Source organism: Algoriphagus sp. AK58 (assembly GCF_014324365.1).
Taxonomy (GTDB): Bacteria; Bacteroidota; Bacteroidia; order Cytophagales; family Cyclobacteriaceae; genus Algoriphagus.
Map to the genome: position 1 here is coordinate 214,938 of NZ_QEIG01000001.1, position 17,277 is coordinate 232,214.

A 17,277-nucleotide genomic window follows, 5' to 3' on the forward strand; every position below is an offset into this window, starting at 1 on the left:
CGGCTCGAAAAATAGCTACGTCAAAATTGACGATGCAAAAGTAGAATTAAAAATTCCGAAAAGCAAACCCTCTTCAAAAGTTTTTAGAATATTCTGTAAAAATCAGGGGTTTAAAGCGAAAAATATTTGGTTTTCATTTTTTGAATCATTTAAATTTTCTGTTTTAATCTCCAAACTATCATAAAAACGACCGATCAGCCGAAGCCTCCTTTGCCATTTTTTCGGCAAGTTCTTTACCTAAATAACGGTCAATCAAACTATGTCCCACATACAAAACAGGAGTAAGAAGGACTGCTACGGTGAATTTGTAAATGTAATTGATCAGCCCTACCGCAATGATCTGACTCACGCTCCAATTGCCAAACACATAAAAGGCAATCCCCAACACCACAAAAGAATCGATAAACTGGGACACCAGGGTGGAGCCTGTTGCTCGGAGCCAGATCATTTTTGGGCCGGTAACCGCCCTGAGCTTTTGGAATACAAATACGTCTATCAACTGCCCCAGCAAAAAGGCTGTCAAAGAGCCAATGATAATGCCCAAACCCTGTCTGAAAATGGTATTGAAGGCGTAGTCGATATTGAAACTTGAGCCATCAGGAGTAGTAGAATTGACATCCAACCAAAAATCAGCAGGGACCAAAACGGTAACCAAACTGATGATAAGAAATACGTACGCAATTAGTCCTGCCGTTATGAAACTGATCTTTCGGACTCCTTTTTTTCCAAAATATTCATTGATGATATCTGTGGTAATGAATACAATGGGCCAGATTACTGCTCCGGCTGTTAGGTTAAAGTCAAGCACATATTCCCCAAAGAATGTCCAGTTGACCGGTTCGAATCCTAACGTTTTTTCTCCGGAAAAAATCTTAACCCCGATGATTTCGGCCAAAATGGCATTGGTCAAAAAGATGGAACCCAGAATTAGAAAAAGGTTGGTTTTTTTACTGTGTTGGATTTCATTCATAGCTAGAAAGGATAGGGTAGGTGTTTCCCTCTTCGCTTAAGACAGAATTGGGGAAAACTGTTTGGGCTTCGGCCAACATTTCGTTTAGGTCCACATATCGGGATGAAAAATGGCCTAACAGGAGTCTTTTTACACCGCTCATTTTTGCGATTTCAGCGGCCTGTGATGCCGTGCAATGAAAGGCATCTTTAGCTCGCTGTGAATCCACCTCCATAAAAGTCGATTCATGGTACAACAAATCCGTGCCTAGGATAAACTTTGAAATTTCAGGATGGAAAATTGTGTCTGAACAGAAGGCATAACTTCTCAAAGGAGGATGGGGATGGGCATAGTCTGCTACTTGGTAAGTGATACCGTCCGAATCTGTATAGTTTCTTCCAAATCTCAACTCGTGAATTGCTTCCAAAGGGATTTTCTTTTCCTGAAGTTTTTCTTTGATCAAGCTTCTGAGTCCTTCTTTTTCCCGTATCAAAAAACCTGTGGTTGGAATCCTGTGAAGCAAAGGAAAACTATAAACCGAAAATTTAGGGTGATCTAGAAGAAGGTTTAGCCCGTCGGGATTTGTTTGGACAAATTCAAGAGGATAAGAAAGTCGTGTGTTACTCCAGCGAAAATGGGTAGTGATGATTTCATCCAGTCCTTTAGGACCAAAAATTTTGAGCGGTTGGGTTCTCTTGGAAAGATGATAGCTCGAAAGCACCCCAATCAATCCCAGGTAATGATCACCATGAAGGTGTGAGATAAAAATGTGAGAAATTCTGGAGGATTTGATTTTGAATTTACGCATCTGTATCTGTGTGGCCTCCCCACAATCCAGCAATAAACACTCCTGCCCAAATCTGACGACTTGGGCAGTGTGATTTCTTCCATGCACGGGGATGGAAGAGGTGTTTCCCAGAATTGTTACTTCAAATTCCGGAATCAAGCTTCCTCCTCGTCTTCGCCTCCGTCGATTTCGTGCATAAATATGGCTTCTCCAGCCTCTTCCAGACTGTTCACCAAGTTAAGTTTTTTGTCCAGCATGGAGATTTTCAAAAGCTTCATGACATGCTCCTGAACACCCGAGATCAAGAAAATCCCGCCGTTTCGTCCAAATTCACGATCCCCAACCAGCAATGCGCTCAATCCGCTGGAGTCTACATATTTTACAGCACTCATATCCAAGACGATGTTGGAATATCCTTCGGCATGGATGGTCAAGAGCTCTGACTTCAGTTTTGGAGCGAGCAAAGAATCAATTTTTTCTTCCATCGGGGAGAAAACTACATACTGCTCTTTTTTATCAATGGTATATTTCATAGTCATTTAAAGTTGGTTACTTGGCCAGATGAGCCAAAATTGCTTTTTCTATTCTTGATTGGATATCGGATGTTTCAGCTTTGACGAACTTTTCTCCCATAATGTTTTCAAAAAGTTCAATATAGCGATCGGAGATACCATCTACAATTTCATCGGTCATTTCCGGTACAGATTGTCCTTCTTTCCCTTGGAAACCATTAGCGATCAGCCATTGTCTCACAAATTCCTTGGACAATTGTTTCTGTGGAAGACCTTTTTCCTGATTTTCCTCATAGCCTTCTGCATAGAAATATCGGGAGGAGTCCGGAGTATGGATTTCATCAATCAGAAGGATTTGGTCTCCGAATTTTCCAAATTCATACTTGGTATCCACGAGGATCAAGCCCTTTTCACGGGCCATTTCCTGTCCTTTTTTGAATAAGGCTCTGGTGTACTTTTCCAACACCACATAGTCTGATTCGCTTACTATTCCTTTGGCAAGGATGTCTTCTCTGGAAATATCTTCGTCGTGACCTTCTGCGGCCTTGGTGGTAGGAGTGATGATCGGCTCCGGGAAGGGATCGTTTTCTCTCAATCCTTCTGGCATCGCCACTCCGCAGAGAACTCGCTTTCCAGCCTTATATTCCCTTGCAGCATGCCCTGCCAGATAGCCGCGGATGACCATTTCCACTTTGAAAGGTTCACATCGCTTACCAATCGTGACATTGGGATCGGGGGTGGACGTCACCCAGTTGGGTACGATGTCAGCGGTGGCTTTCAGAAAACCTGCCGCGATTTGGTTAAGCACTTGACCCTTGAAAGGAATCGGACGGGGAAGAACAACATCAAAGGCTGAGATTCTATCTGATGCAACCACCACCAGTTCCTCTTCGAAAATATAAACGTCCCTTACTTTTCCTTTATAAAATCCCACCTGTCCGGGGAAAGTAAAGTGGGTTTCTTTGATGGCCTTGCTCATTTCAAATTCGTTTTGGCAAAAATAGAAAAACCTATTTCCCCAGCCTCAGACTCAAGTTTTATTTATTGATAATATTTCCGAACTCATAGGTTTCTGAGCGGACTAATTCTCCATTTTCATTGAAATAGTCCCGCTTGCCGTGGAGCCTTCCTTTGGAGTAATTTCTGATTTCCTGAGGGTTACCGTTTTCGTAATAGATTTTCACTTCACCCTCTTCCACTCCGTTGACAAAGTTGACGATGGAATAAGGCTTGCCAGATGGGTAGAAATTTTCTTCCCGTAGTTTATCGCCTTTGGTATCAAAAGTGATCCGTTGCCTTAGGGTTTCATTTTCATGAAAATACAGGGTAGGCTGTGTAGGAATTCCCTTAGAATACACCGCCTTCATTTTGGTACTACCGCTTGGAAAATATTCGAGCATTTCACCTTCCGGACTGCCTTTTTTGAATATTCCTTTTCGCTCCGGTTTCCCATCCGGATAGTTGTTTACATAAGGACCATCCAAAGACCCCATTATAAATTGCCTTTGGGATTTGAGTTGCCCATCCGGGTAATAGCTGATTTCGGGACCGTTCAGGACACCTTTACTGTAAATGGCCTTGTACAAAAGATTGCCAGATTCATCCCATTCCTCAAAACTTCCATGGTACTGACCGGCAAGAAAATTGATTTTGGATTTGGGGTTTCCATTGGGAAAAAAGGCCAATGAAGCACCTTCCGGTTTATTGCTTTTGAAAGTGGTTTTGTCCTGGATTTTTCCGTCTTCGAAATAGGAAATGACCTCACCCTCGAGTTGATTGTTGACAAAGGAGGATTCCTGACTGATTTTTCCTCCTGGAAAGTAGCTGATGGCTTTCCCTTCCCGCTGATTGTCCTTAAACGTGACGATTCTGAGCGTGTCACCCGTTTCTGGGTCCAAATCATAAAAAGCACCGTTTCGCTTGTCATTTTTGAGGTTTCCGATCAAGATCAATTTTCCATCGATATCATACAGCCATACCGGCCCTTCTGCTTTTCCGTTTATTTTGGTCAAGACCTCCTTGATGCGGGTTTGTTCTTCATCATAATAGGTTCGAATAGTGTCTTGAGAAAAAGAAGCGGATATAAAAATTCCAGACAGCATCAGCAGTGTAAGGAATTTGAATTTTTCGTTAAGAAGTTGGGTGACCCTAAGAAATAATACCATAAAAAGGCTTTGGTAAGATTTTGGAAAATTAACGAGCAAGGGAGTCAAATTGACTATTTTTGGGCAAAAAATATCCAAATCTTAATTTTCAAGGTTTGCCAAATTCCACATCTTATGTCAATTAAGCCTATTTATTTATTGTTAAGCCTGATTTTTATTTTTTCCTGCACTCAGGAAAAAGCGATCGAATTCAAAACCTATGAGGGGGAGATTTTTGGGACTTACTATCGAATTCAGGTTGGTGAGTTTGAAAGAGATTTTCAACCGCAGTTTGATTCGGTTTTCGCGCTGATCAATAAGGCATCCAATTCTTACATCCAAGAATCCGAGGTGTCTGATTTTAACAATACGGGTGAGTTGCTTCAGCCTTCTTTTACCTTCAGAGATATGATGGATTCCTCGATGAAGTACCATCGTCTGAGTGAAGGGTTCTACGAACCCACACTTTTTCCTTTGTTGAAAGCATGGGGTTTTTCCTTTGAAGAGAGAGAAAAAATGGACTCCCTGAAAGTGGCCGAGCTCCGCAAATTGGTGGGTTTTGAATCCAAAATCGCTGTTTCTGATTCCGGCTATGTAGCTGCTGAAGAAGGAGTCAAACTGGATATCACCGGGATAGGAGAAGGCTATGCCATCGACAAGCTTGCGGAGGTGTTGGAAGTTGCCGGAGTGAAAAATTATATGGTGGAAATCGGAGGAGAAATGAAAGCCAAAGGTCAGAACCCTCGTGGAACCGTATGGACTATAGGCGTGGAAGATCCTCAGCAGGCAGAATTGGGCGTAAGTAGCTCTATGCTGACCAAAGTAGAACTGGACGGAAGAGCGATCAGCAGTTCAGGGAACTATCGAAAATTTTACATCGACGAAGACGGAAACAGACGTCCTCATCTGATCGATCCGTTTACCGGGTTTCCAGTGAATCATTCGATGGTTTCGGTCTCGGTGTTGGCTCCGTCTGCTACGGAGGCTGACGCTTTGGCTACGGCCTTTATGGCGATGGGATCTGAGCGAGCCAAAGCCTTGGCAGAAAAGCTTCCCGGTGTGGAAGCCATGTTTGTGATCGGAGGAAAAGAAAAGTTGGAATTGGACTTTACCTCGGGTTTTCCTAGGACTAAGGAAAATAAGAAGTCTGAATAGGTTTTCCAGCCAAATCGAAAAGCCCAAGATGATAAGTCTTGGGCTTTTTTTAATAAGTAGGGTCTTTTGACCTCAATTTTGGCTTTAATTAAACCTTCTCAATCACAATCGCTGAAGCGCCTCCGCCCCCGTTGCAGATACCGGCAACACCGATATCACCGGATTTTTTGTGAAGGACAGAGTTGAGCGTCGTGATGATTCTGGCACCGGAAGCGCCTAGGGGATGGCCCAATGAAACAGCTCCTCCAAATACATTCAGGCGGTCATTGTCCAAGTGAAGCTGACGCTGATTGGCGATAGCTACCGCTGCAAAAGCTTCGTTGATTTCGTAATAGGAAACCTCGTCTGAAGAAACTCCGGCATGTTTCAAGGCCTTTGGAATGGCCAAAGCCGGAGCAGTAGTGAACCAAAGCGGATCGGTAGCCGCATCTGCAAATCCTCTGATTTTGGCAACTGGAGTCAGCCCAAGTTCCTCCATTTTTTCCTTACTCATCAAGACCAAAGCCGAAGCGCCGTCATTCATGGTGGATGCATTGGCGGCAGTGACGGTTCCATTTTTGTCGAATACAGGCTTCAAGGAAGGGATTTTGTCAAACATCACGTTTCTGAATTCCTCGTCTTCTTCCATCAGGATCGTTTCTCCCTTTCGGCCGGTCATTTCCACCGGTACGATTTCATCCTTAAACATGCCTGCTTCCCAAGCTGCAGCGGCTCTTTTGTAGGATTGGATAGCATACTCATCCTGCTGCTCGCGGGTGATGTTCATTTCTTTGGCGGTATTTTCCGCGCAGTTTCCCATTGGGAATTTATAGTACACTTCAAAAAGTCCGTCTTTCACCAATCCATCGATCAGTTCGGCGTTTCCGTATTTGTATCCAAATCTTGCCTTTGGCACATAGTAAGGCACATTGGACATGCTTTCCATACCGCCGGCTACCACCACGTCATTGATGCCCAGCATGATCGATTGCGCTGCGAGCATCACGGCTTTCATACCGGAGGCACACACTTTATTGACTGTGGTGCAAGGTACATGGTATCCGATTCCCGCTCCGATTGCAGCCTGACGGGCAGGGGCCTGACCCAGGTTGGCGGAGATCACATTGCCCATAAACACCTCATTGACTTGATCGGATTTCACACCGGACTTCGCCAATGCGCCACGGATGGCAATGCTTCCCAGTTCTATCGCAGTCATTCCGGAGAGTTTTCCTCCAAAACTTCCCAGGGGAGTTCTGACTGCGGAGACGATAAATACTTCCTTGTTCATGTTACTATTTGGGTTTAGTTGATGCTTGATGTCTGATGTCCGGTGACCGATGATTCATCTGACATCGAGCATCGGTCATTGGTCAATTTTTTACCAATCCGGCAATCCTTTTTTAGGTCGCTGAGTCGGCTTCTTTTTGTTTTCCTGAATGTATCGTAGTTCAGCGGCATTGAGTGACTCCAGGATTTGAGAGGCTTGTTCAGGAGTCAGATTCATGGACTTCAATCTTTCTCTCATCTCTTCCAATTTCTTTTGGCGGTCAGCCAGATTGGCGTCTAGTTGGTCATTCGCATTTTCGCCGGCCTCTTCGCTTTGTTGGGAAGGATTTCCCCCTTTTTGGCCTTCTTTAGCTTTGTCTTCGTTGGTTTGCTCTCCGTCCTTTTGCTCAGATTTGGAGTCTCCCTGTTCGCCTTCGCTTTGCTGGTTTTGATTTTGCTGGTTTTGCTGCTGCTGATCCTGAGGATTTTGCTGTTGCTCTTCTTCCTGTTCTTTTTCCAGTTTTTCCTTTAGTGCTTTCAGCTTGGCATCATTGGGGAATTTACTCAATCCGTCGTTGACTTCACGAAGCGCCTGTTCTTTTTCGGTTTTGACATAAGAGCGTGCCGCCCGATTGAAGAAGTCGCCCGCACTTTGAGCGCTGACCTTTTCTGTGAAGAGAAAGGCCAAGACGATTACGATTCCAATTAGTTTATTTTTCATCGATTTCTACCACGTCTTTTAAGCTGGTCATAAAATCTTGGTAAGCGGCCACAGTGGAGTCCTGAGCAAGTGCTTCTTCCATAAGGTTCAAAGCATCTTTGAAGCGGAATTGTTCCACCAATCGATCAGCTTCTGCTTTTTTTCTTTTGGCAAATTCTGAAGGCTCGGGCTTGTTTTGTTCCTGTTGCTTTCGTTCTTCATCTCTCTTAAGCCAACGGGCCAGTAATTCATAATTGTACCTGGCTTGCTCATTGAGAGGGTCTTGGATCAGTGCAGACTGAAACTTGCTTAAGGCAGCTTGGTACTCTTTCTTATTGCCCAGAATCACACCGGCTTGGTTATAGGCAAATGAGGCCAGTTTTTTATCAGGACTTTGGGTGACCTGGTCATAAAAGGCCAACGCCTCCTCTGTCTTTTCTGCATAGTGATTGCTGAGACCAAGATCAAAATCCAATGCGAAAGAGCCGTACTGAAACTCATCGATCAGAACTTGATGATCTCTAACCGCATCCTCATAGCGAGCCTCTGAATAGCTTTTTTCTGCCGTTTTGATCGCATTGTTCAATCGTGACACCCTGGTCCAAGAGGAGGGGATAAAAAGTAAAGTCACTAGGATCAGTTTGCTCCAGCTCATCAGAGTTTGATGGTTTTGATGGGTAAAATCATATCCAACAGTGCCAATCCTAAGGCAGCAAGGAGAAAATAGAAATACTTGTTTGAACTGGCCTCTACCACACGGGTATTGGCTACACCACCTTCCAGGTTTTCTATTGCAGAAATGAGTCCTCCCATTTCTTGTGCTTGATCGGATATTTCAAAGTATTGACCGCCTGTTTCACTGGCGATGTATTGAAGTGGTTCCCGATTGAGTTTCGTGAGGGCAGGTTTTCCTGTCTGTGGATCAATAACTACACCGTTTCCTCTTGGCATCTGTCCGCCTTGGTCTGTACCGATACCGATGGAAAATACCTTAATTCCGTTTTCTATCAGTTGCTCAGCTATTCCGTCCAGATCATCTCCGAAATGTTCGCCGTCAGAGATTAAGACTACTGATCTGGACTTTAATTCTTGGCTTTGGTCATTCTGAAACCGATCCAAGGCCATTTTTAAAGGAGTGTTGAGATCAGTTCCTAAGTTGGGTACCAAACCGATATTGAGTCCGTCGATGTAAAGGTTGGCTACCGCTTGATCATAGGTCAATGGAAGCTGCAAGAAGGCTTCTGTGGAGAAAATGATCAATCCGATTCGGTCAGAGGGGAAGGACTTGAGCAACTCTTTCAGCTCAAATTGAATTCTTCTCAGCCGGTTTGGAGCAATGTCTGTAGCGACCATTGACTGGGAAAGGTCCACAGCGATGAAGATGTCTTTTCCCTCTTCTTTTACTTCTTTGAAGGAATTCCCGATCGAAGGTCCAGCAAAGGCAATGAGGAAAAGAATAAAATAACTGGTTCTTACGATCAGCTTGGTGAACAGGCGCTGCTTCTCCACTTTGAGCCGGCGGTTGATGGCCCAAAAGCGAGTGATGTAAACGAAGTACAGCAGGATAAAAATCCCGGCAAACAAAAGGGTGAGTTTGAGGTCAGGGTATGCCCAAATCATGGCCTGAAATTAGGAAATAAACCTAACTTTGAAAGCCTCAATTCTGCAAAGAGGCTCCTCTCATCCCAAAGAAATAGAAGAATTAACAAACATTAATTTCCTTTTGCCGTTCGGCTTCTGTGTCTCATTAAAAACCCAATTCATGCCTTTTTTGCGAGTTTTGACCTTGTTAGTTTCCTTTTCCTTTGGAATTCAGGCATTTTCACAATCAGGGAAAATCGTGCAAGGACAGGTTTTGGATGCGGTCAACTCTGAACCGCTGATCGGAGCAAGTGTCTACTGGGAAGGACAAATCTCAAAAGGATCGATTACAGATATCGAAGGAAAATTTCAGATTGAATCAACGGTTTTACCCTCCAAGCTTATCATTTCTTATGTGGGATATGAAAGGTCCGAGCGGATCATCAACCCAAAAGAGGCCGATAAACCACTTAAATTTTTTTTAAAACCAGAGGAGCTTTCTCTCCAGGAAGTCATCATTCAAGAGCGAAGACCTGATGAACAGGTAAAAAATCTGGAAATTGGGAAGGCCTCTGTCCCTATTGAGACCATCAAAAATATCCCGGCACTCTTTGGGGAAGTTGACTTACTCCGAAGTCTTCAACTTCTTCCAGGTGTGCAAACGGCGGGCGAGGGGACGACCGGACTCTTCGTAAGGGGCGGTTCCGCTGATCAAAATCTCGTTCAGCTGGACGGAGCTCCAGTATATAATGCCTCCCACTTTTTTGGGATTTTTTCAGTATTCAATCCGGATGCTTTAAAAAATGTGGACTTGTACAAAGGAAATATGCCATCCCGATTTGGAGGAAGAGCTTCTTCCCTGATCGATGTCAGCCTCCGCGAAGGAGGAAAAAATCAAATCCACGGAGAGGGAGGTATTGGTAGCATTTCTTCAAGACTGACTTTGGACGGGCCACTTTTTGGGAAAAACTCCAGTTTCATCGTCAGTGCCCGAAGGACCTATGCAGATTTGTTTTTGAAGCTTTCCTCTGATCCCAACCTCAACAACAACAAACTGAATTTTCATGATTTAAGCGGAAAATTTTCATTTGTGTTAGGAGAAAAAGACAAGCTTTCTGTGAGTACCTATCAGGGGAGTGATTTTCTGGGGCTGGATGACCAATTCGGTTTGGGCTGGACCAATTGGGTAAGTGCACTCAATTGGAATCGGGTGAATTCGGAAACCTCTTTTTTTGACTTGCAGGCCTATCACTCCCGATATCAATACCGAGTGGATTTGGTGGATCCAGACAACGGGTTTGAGTGGAAAAATGCACTCTCAGAATCGGGCTTGAAAGCGGATTGGACTAGGATCTTGGACAAAAAGGCGACAGTCAATTGGGGATTTCACAGTCAATTTTATCGGTTTGCGCCAATAGACCTTATTCCAGCGGAGGGAAGCGCTATCTCACCGATTACTACCAGTCCAGTACAAGGAATCCTGAATAATCTCTTTGCAGGAATCAGTTATGAAATTTCACCCCGCCTAAGCACGGAAACTGGGCTTCGATGGGGACTTTTCAATCAGGTGGGTAAAGGGACTCAATACCTTTATCCGGACAACCTTCCTGACCGTGATATAGATGCCGTGGATTCGGTTGCTTTTGCTTCATTTGAAAACATGCAATTTTATCAGGGACTTGAACCCAGAATTGCCTTTCGATACCTGATCAATCCGGAGTTTTCCATGAAATTGGCTTTCAATCGAAACTTTCAGTATGTACAGATTGCATCCAACAGTTCGGCAGGGCTACCTATCGACCGCTGGATACTGGCCGGTAAATACGTGAAGCCGATTCGAAGTGATCAGATTTCACTGGGTTTGTTTCATAATTTTGATCAAAACCGCTGGGAAGTTTCCTTGGAGGGATATTACAAAGACCTTAGAAATGTAATTGACTTAAGAAATGGTGCCCAAGTGCTATTTACCGATCAGGTGGAAACTGAAATTTTGACTGGAAATGGCTGGGCGTATGGGCTTGAATTTTTACTTCGAAAAAATATCGGAAAGACGACGGGATGGTTGGCTTATACTTGGTCAAGGGCTTGGAGGCAGATTGATGGAATCAGTCTCAACCAACCTTACAATCCTCGCTTTGATCGCCCACATGATGTGACCTTGGTGCTCAATCATGAGTTTTCTCCCTCTTGGACGGCAGGTTTGACGTTCGTTTATACCATCGGTCAGGCCGTTTCATTTCCGGTAGGATCTTATATGGTAGATAATCAGACGGTACCCTTATATTCTGATTTCAGAAACACCAACCGCTTCCCTGATTATCACCGGATGGACGCTTCTGTCACTTGGAAAAATCCCGATAAAGGCAGAAAATGGAGAGGGAGCTGGAATTTTAGCATTTATAATTTGTACGGAAGGAAAAATCCTTTCGCCTATGAGTTCCGAACCATTTTTAATAACGACATCAACTTCTCTATTTCGGACGGAGAAATTACTTCCGCCCGCCCCGGAGTAGTGATGACTTACCTATTTACCTTTCTGCCATCTATTACTTACAATTTTCAATTCTGATGAGAAAAAGTTGGACCTTTTTGCTTTTGAGTTTGCTCTACTTTTCCTGTCAGGAAGAAGTCTTTTTGCCATTGGACCAGAAGGATCAAAGGATACCTGTGATAGAGGCTTTGTGGACGGATCAAGGCATTTACAATGAAGTGAAAATAGCACTTTCCAAAAACTATTATGATTCCCTTGATCAGGAGATCATCAAAGATGCTCAGGTTTTTGTCCGTGTGAAAAGCTCCGGAAGGATCATTCCTTTTCGTTACATCGATTCATCAAACTCCTACCGGCCAAATCCATCCGAAAGAGCAAGAGTAGGGGAGACTTATGAACTAAATGTCTTATGGCAGGATCAGGTATATCAATCCTCAGGTGTGATGTTGGAAGCTCCCATTGTGGATAGCGTCACCTGGAAGTTTGAAGAGGAACGATTGTTCAGAGAGGAAGGATATTACATCAAGGTGTATGGGAAAATTCCTTTTACCGAAAATAACAACTATCGAATCCGGGTCATCGAAAATGATACTTTGAAAAATCAGAGAGAGGATTACTTACTTTTCGATGATACCTTTGGTCTGAGGTTTTTTGAAGAGGGATTGGAGTTGGGCTATGCGTTTCAGGAAAATGATCGCGTCAGGCTCGAGCTTTACCGGTTAAACAGGGATGCTTTTGATTACCTCAATCAGCTCGTGAATTTACTTTTCAATGACGGAGGCTTGTTTAGTCCACCTCCTCAAAATCCCGAGTCCAACATCAAAGTGGTTCAAGGGGATTCTCAAGTTCTAGGATATTTTGTGGTATCTCCCGTGTTGAGCAGAACAATAGTGATTCAAGCAAAATACGATTGAGGAATAAAATAATAAAAAAACATCGAATGTGTTTGGATACTTATTTTTATTCATCGTAATATTGCAATGTAATTATGGGGATCACAAAAACAGATCTTTTCACCTCAGAGCAAAATGAATTGGCTCAACTGGCAAAAGCCTTTGCCCATCCGGCGAGGATTGCCATTTTGCAGTATTTGGCAAAGTCCAAATCTTGTATCAACGGGACTTTGGTTCAGGAGCTAGGTCTTGCTCAAGCCACCATTTCCCAACATTTAAGAGAATTGAAAGAGTTGGGGTTGATCAAAGGGTCCATTGAAGGGGTTTCCATTAATTATTGTCTTAATGAAGAAAAATGGGAGGAAGTCAGGGGCTATTTTAATGGTCTTTTTGACCAGCTTACTCAGTCCTGTTCCTCCGGAGAATGCTGCTAAAAAAATTTATTCAAATCAATCGTAATATTGCAATAATTCAATCCTTATGAAACTTTCTCAAATCAAATCCCAGCTTCCGGCCTTGAGCCAATTGACCTTCTTATTGCCTGATGGTACTTCTGTACCCGCACATTTCCACATTACAGAAATCGGCCAGGTGAATAAAAGATTCATCGATTGCGGAGGAACTCTCCGTGATGAAAAATCCATCAATTTCCAGCTTTGGGAGGATGGAGACTATGATCACCGATTGGGGGCCAAGAAACTATTGGATATCATTGAGCTCTCTGAGCGGGTGTTAGGACTGGAAGATTTGGACGTCGAGGTAGAATACCAAGGGGATACCATCGGGAAATATGGTCTTGAATTTAACGGTGAAGCCTTTGTGTTAACCAAAAAAATGACGGATTGTCTTGCTAAGGATAAATGCGGGATTCCTGCTCAGAAACCAAAAATCAGACTTTCAGATATGCAGGCAGCTGCAGCAGGTGGCTGCACTCCAAATTCAGGCTGTTGTTAATTTTTAACCTCGTTTCTATGAAAAAATCATTTTTCCCTGCTCTGCAGAAGACGATTGAGGCTTTGCCCATAGCATCGATTCCTGCCGAACGAATGCCTGTGATTGAAAGCATGGTGGCTTATATTTTAGACAAAATCAAAAACGGGGAGGAACTTCGCTTGAATTTTATCTGCACACACAACAGTCGGAGAAGTCAATTCTCTCAGATTTGGGCGCAGACTGCAGCGGATTATTATGGAATAGAGGCTTTCTGCTACTCAGGAGGAGTGGAGGTGACCGCGTTCAATGAGCGTGCTGTGTCGGCCATTCGAAGAGATGGGTTCAAAGTAGTGCAAAAAGGAGAAGGTAATCCTGTCTATTTTGTGTTTCATGGTGAAGAATCGGATCCTATCATTACTTTCTCAAAAGTTTATGATGATGCGATCAATGCTCAAAAAGGATTTGCAGCAGTGATGACCTGTGATCATGCAGACGAAAACTGTCCTTTTATTCCAGGAGCTGAGGTAAGAATACCCTTGCGTTTCGAGGATCCCAAAGCGTTTGATGGTACCGATCTGGAGGAAAAGATGTATTCCGAGCGCTCACATCAGATTGGAGCTGAGCTTTTTCTGATTTTCCAAAAAGTCAAAGAGGCGTTATGAGTAAAAAGAAGAAATTGGGATTTCTGGATCGGAATCTTACGCTGTGGATATTTTTAGCCATGGGTATCGGGGTAGGAATAGGCTACTTCTTCCCTTCTTTTGCTGACCAAATTGATTCCTTTAGCAGCGGGACTACCAATATTCCGATTGCAATTGGCCTGATATTGATGATGTATCCACCTTTGGCAAAGGTGGACTATCGGCTTTTGCCCAAAGTGTTTAAAAACGTCAAGATTCTGAGCATTTCTTTGATCCTTAATTGGGTGGTAGGTCCCCTGTTGATGTTTGCCTTGGCCATTATTTTCCTTCGTGATTACCCGGAGTATATGGTAGGATTGATTTTGATCGGTTTGGCGAGGTGTATTGCCATGGTATTGGTCTGGAATGATCTGGCAGAAGGCAGTTCAGAATATGGCGCAGGTTTGGTTGCACTCAACAGTATTTTTCAAGTGTTTGGATATAGCTTTTATGCCTGGCTTTTTATCACCAAACTACCTCCTTTGTTTGGCTTTGAGGGGGCTATCATTGATGTTTCCATAGAAACCATTGCCGAAAGTGTTGCGATTTACTTGGGAATTCCTTTCTTGGCTGGATTAGGAAGCAGGTTGATATTGCCAAAGCTTAAAAGCGAAACTTGGTATAAGCAGGTGTTTTTACCCAAAATAGGGCCAGTTACCTTATTGGCATTGTTGTTTACCATTATGGTAATGTTTTCACTGAAAGGAGAGTTGATCGTACAGATACCCGGAGATGTATTGAGGATTGCCCTGCCTTTGTTGGTTTATTTCTTGGTCATGTTTGTACTTGGTTTCTTTTTCAGCAAAGCCATGGGAGCAACTTATGATCAGAATGCAGCCATTTCCTTTACTGCGGCGGGAAATAACTTTGAATTGGCTATCGCAGTGTCTATTGCCGTTTTTGGCTTGAATTCAGGACAGGCTTTTGCAGGTGTTATTGGTCCCTTGGTCGAAGTTCCGGCCTTAATCTTTTTGGTTAAGGTTGCATTTCGATGGAAGGAGAGGTTTTACCCCGTTAACATCAAAAAATGATTCTCCCTCATCGAATTCTTAAAGCCGGTTGAGATTTTCAGTTTTTTTTTAGTAGATGGCTATAATTTTTTTCTGATTGTACGCTATTCTGCCAGTAGACGAATATTTCCCTGATTTTGGGGGTGATGATTCGACTACGCTCAGCAGAGCCTCCGATACTTTGACAAGCTCAGCACGAGTGACGGAAGTCCGAAGAAATCAAAGAATTGGCTTTTATGGGTTCAATTGACCTTAGAAGAAAGCTACTGGCAAAGTTCCGTATATCCATAATTTTTTTTTAAAACTTCTTGCAATTGAAAAATCAAAACCGTAGAATTACTAAATATTCGTAATAGCAAGAAAACCACTTAAAGTATCACCTATGGAAGAGTTAAATCAGCATGAAGAAGAAATCATGAGCTTGTTTTGGAAGCAAGGAGAGCTTTTAATACGGGATGTTTTAGATCAGTTGGCAGATCCAAAACCACCCTACACTACCTTGGCCTCCACCATTCGGAATTTGGAGCGTAAGGGGTATCTCAGTCACCGTATGTATGGCACGGTGAATATCTACAAGCCGATAGTCAATCAGGAAGACTACAGCAAAAAAAGCATCAATCGATTGGTTTCAACCTTCTTTGGGGGTTCGGTGGGGAATTTTCTCTCCTTCATGGTTAAGGAAAAAAACATCTCAGAAAAAGAAATTAATGAGTTGCAGGATTTGATAGATAAGATGGATAAACCTTCCAAATAATGGAATCAGGACTTATTTACCTACTTGAAGTATCTGTTTGTTTGGGGCTGACTTTGTTGATCTACAGGTTTGCCTTGAGTGAGCTGACTTTTTTTGCATTGAACCGGGCCATTTTGTTGCTCCTATTAATTGGCTCTTTTATAATCCCTTTTATTTCAATTGAGTATATGGGGATTGGAGGGGGAGATGTAGTCAGGGAAATGACACTTCCGGTATTTCAGGTAGGTGAACAAGAGTCTTTGACTTCCTATCAAATTCCTAAATGGCATAATTTACTGATTGGCGCCTACCTACTAGGTGCTTTACTAATGGCTGCAAGGCTACTAGTTGGATTTGCGGTATCCCAAAGACTGATTGGCAAAGCCCATAAAGTCAAACACGGTAGCCATCTGATAGCCTTGCATCCTGATTTTGTGCCAGCCTCTTTCTTCAAGTATATTCTGATGCCAAGCTTTGATCCTGAAGATCCAGCCCAAAAACAAATCATACTTCATGAATCCATGCACGTGATGTACAGGCACTCTTGGGATTTGTTGTTGGTGAATTTTGCTAAGGTTATCTTTTGGTTTAATCCTTTGATATATCTTTTTGAAAGGTCATTGAGAGAAGTGCACGAATATCAGGCGGATCAGGGGGTTACTACTTATTTTGCTCCGAAAGAATACGCCACCCTTTTGCTAAGGCTAATTTCCGCCAAGCCCGGTTGGCAATTCATGAATAATTTCAATCAGTTTCAGACCAAAAAGAGAATCATCATGATGGCAAAGGGTAAGTCCTCAGCTGTTCAGAAACTTCGATTTTTGGCCTTGGTTCCTTTACTGGGATTACTTCTTTTTTTGTTTTCCTTCGAAAATAAAGAATTACTCCCTTCGGTTTCTACGGCGGAATTAGTTGATGATTTTCCAAAAATTATGGAAGTCCCTTCGATTGAAGAGCCTGCACCTTCTTTACCTGAAGATGAAGTTCAAAAAATCAATCCGGTTTTGATCACAGAAGAGCCAGATGAGGTTTTTGATGTGGTGGAAGAAATGCCTAATCCATCAGGTGGAATGAAAGGTTGGAATGAATATCTTTCGACAAACCTCAGATATCCACTTGAAGCTAGAAAAAATGGTGTGGAAGGAACAGTGATTGTTGTATTTGAAATTAATATTGACGGTTCCATCCAGAATGTTGAAATCCTTCGGGGAATAGGAGGAGGTGCGGACCAAGAGGCTGTGAGGGTAGTAGAAAATGCACCAAGATGGGAACCTGGAAAACAAAAAGGAAGAGCTGTGAAAACCCGAATGAGACTTCCTATCCGATTCAGGCTTGAAAAGGGAATTACTCCTCCAATCGAACACAATATTTCCGATATTCAATTGCCTTCGCAAGGGTACCTAGACCGAATTTCAGTCATAGGTTATTTATCCAATCAATAAACAAGTCCTAAATCGATTT

General features: G+C 43.1%; 18 protein-coding genes. 9 read left to right on the top strand and 9 right to left on the bottom strand.

All coding sequences use genetic code 11. The features are described 5' to 3' along the window. Positions 1 to 178: 178 nt before the first annotated feature. From DDT91_RS00885 to DDT91_RS00905, 5 genes are read right to left on the bottom strand one after another with little or no spacing between them, the layout of a single operon-like run. A complete protein-coding gene (locus DDT91_RS00885) occupies positions 179 to 970 on the bottom strand; it encodes a queuosine precursor transporter (protein WP_187174226.1) in 792 nt (263 codons plus the stop codon). Further along, positions 963 to 1,895, bottom strand: a complete 933-nt coding sequence (locus DDT91_RS00890) for a ribonuclease Z (protein ID WP_187174227.1) — start codon at positions 1,893 to 1,895, stop codon at positions 963 to 965. Before DDT91_RS00890 ends, DDT91_RS00885 begins: the two co-directional genes overlap by 8 nt. Beyond that, positions 1,892 to 2,269 carry an STAS domain-containing protein gene (locus tag DDT91_RS00895; RefSeq protein WP_187174228.1) on the bottom strand — a complete coding sequence of 126 codons (378 nt, stop codon included), beginning with the start codon at positions 2,267 to 2,269 and terminating at the stop codon, positions 1,892 to 1,894. The genes DDT91_RS00890 and DDT91_RS00895 overlap by 4 nt, the downstream gene beginning before the upstream one ends. Positions 2,270 to 2,285: 16 nt before the next feature. Continuing rightward, complete coding sequence (locus DDT91_RS00900) at positions 2,286 to 3,227, bottom strand: phosphoribosylaminoimidazolesuccinocarboxamide synthase (protein WP_187174229.1); 942 nt, start codon at positions 3,225 to 3,227, stop codon at positions 2,286 to 2,288. 58 nt (positions 3,228 to 3,285) lie between these two features. Next, the gene (locus tag DDT91_RS00905; protein ID WP_187174230.1) at positions 3,286 to 4,413 is read right to left on the bottom strand and encodes a toxin-antitoxin system YwqK family antitoxin; all 1,128 of its coding nucleotides are present in this window, start codon (positions 4,411 to 4,413) and stop codon (positions 3,286 to 3,288) included. 114 nt (positions 4,414 to 4,527) lie between these two features. On the opposite strand from DDT91_RS00905, the gene DDT91_RS00910 reads away from it, so the two are divergent. Continuing rightward, entirely contained in the window at positions 4,528 to 5,547 is a 1,020-nt protein-coding gene (locus tag DDT91_RS00910) for an FAD:protein FMN transferase (RefSeq protein ID WP_187174231.1), read from the top strand. 88 nt (positions 5,548 to 5,635) lie between these two features. Here the strand turns inward: DDT91_RS00910 and DDT91_RS00915 are convergent, their stop codons facing one another. The 4 genes from DDT91_RS00915 to DDT91_RS00930 all read right to left on the bottom strand — a co-directional run bounded on the left by DDT91_RS00915 (position 5,636) and on the right by DDT91_RS00930 (position 9,115). After that, a complete protein-coding gene (locus DDT91_RS00915) occupies positions 5,636 to 6,817 on the bottom strand; it encodes an acetyl-CoA C-acyltransferase (protein ID WP_187174232.1) in 1,182 nt (393 codons plus the stop codon). Positions 6,818 to 6,907: 90 nt separating this feature from the next. Further along, entirely contained in the window at positions 6,908 to 7,516 is a 609-nt protein-coding gene (locus DDT91_RS00920) for a hypothetical protein (RefSeq protein ID WP_187174233.1), read from the bottom strand. Further along, positions 7,506 to 8,150 (bottom strand): hypothetical protein, encoded by a 645-nt coding sequence (locus tag DDT91_RS00925; RefSeq protein ID WP_187174234.1) that lies wholly within the window; start codon positions 8,148 to 8,150, stop codon positions 7,506 to 7,508. The genes DDT91_RS00920 and DDT91_RS00925 overlap by 11 nt, the downstream gene beginning before the upstream one ends. Continuing rightward, positions 8,150 to 9,115, bottom strand: a complete 966-nt coding sequence (locus DDT91_RS00930; protein WP_187174235.1) for a VWA domain-containing protein — start codon at positions 9,113 to 9,115, stop codon at positions 8,150 to 8,152. Before DDT91_RS00930 ends, DDT91_RS00925 begins: the two co-directional genes overlap by 1 nt. Before the next feature lie 142 nt (positions 9,116 to 9,257). Here DDT91_RS00930 and DDT91_RS00935 point away from each other — a divergent pair, with 142 nt between their 5' ends. From DDT91_RS00935 to DDT91_RS20555, 8 genes are all read left to right on the top strand, one after another. Then, on the top strand, positions 9,258 to 11,645 hold the full coding sequence (locus tag DDT91_RS00935; RefSeq protein ID WP_187174236.1) for a TonB-dependent receptor: 2,388 nt from the start codon (positions 9,258 to 9,260) through the stop codon (positions 11,643 to 11,645). Next, positions 11,645 to 12,481 carry a DUF4249 domain-containing protein gene (locus tag DDT91_RS00940; RefSeq protein ID WP_187174237.1) on the top strand — a complete coding sequence of 279 codons (837 nt, stop codon included), beginning with the start codon at positions 11,645 to 11,647 and terminating at the stop codon, positions 12,479 to 12,481. Before DDT91_RS00935 ends, DDT91_RS00940 begins: the two co-directional genes overlap by 1 nt. A gap of 74 nt (positions 12,482 to 12,555) precedes the next feature. Next, positions 12,556 to 12,894 (top strand): helix-turn-helix transcriptional regulator, encoded by a 339-nt coding sequence (locus DDT91_RS00945; protein ID WP_187174238.1) that lies wholly within the window; start codon positions 12,556 to 12,558, stop codon positions 12,892 to 12,894. A gap of 46 nt (positions 12,895 to 12,940) precedes the next feature. Next, positions 12,941 to 13,414: a DUF6428 family protein gene (locus DDT91_RS00950; protein WP_187174239.1), complete on the top strand. Its 474-nt coding sequence runs from the start codon at positions 12,941 to 12,943 to the stop codon at positions 13,412 to 13,414. A gap of 17 nt (positions 13,415 to 13,431) precedes the next feature. Then, positions 13,432 to 14,055, top strand: coding sequence for a protein-tyrosine-phosphatase (locus tag DDT91_RS00955; RefSeq protein ID WP_187174240.1), 624 nt, complete (start codon positions 13,432 to 13,434; stop codon positions 14,053 to 14,055). After that, complete coding sequence (gene arsB / locus DDT91_RS00960) at positions 14,052 to 15,104, top strand: ACR3 family arsenite efflux transporter (protein WP_187174241.1); 1,053 nt, start codon at positions 14,052 to 14,054, stop codon at positions 15,102 to 15,104. Before DDT91_RS00955 ends, arsB begins: the two co-directional genes overlap by 4 nt. 361 nt (positions 15,105 to 15,465) lie before the next feature. Continuing rightward, the gene (locus tag DDT91_RS00965) at positions 15,466 to 15,837 is read left to right on the top strand and encodes a BlaI/MecI/CopY family transcriptional regulator (protein ID WP_187174242.1); all 372 of its coding nucleotides are present in this window, start codon (positions 15,466 to 15,468) and stop codon (positions 15,835 to 15,837) included. Next, on the top strand, positions 15,837 to 17,258 hold the full coding sequence (locus DDT91_RS20555) for a TonB family protein (RefSeq protein WP_187174243.1): 1,422 nt from the start codon (positions 15,837 to 15,839) through the stop codon (positions 17,256 to 17,258). The genes DDT91_RS00965 and DDT91_RS20555 overlap by 1 nt, the downstream gene beginning before the upstream one ends. The last annotated feature ends 19 nt before the right edge of the window (positions 17,259 to 17,277 follow it).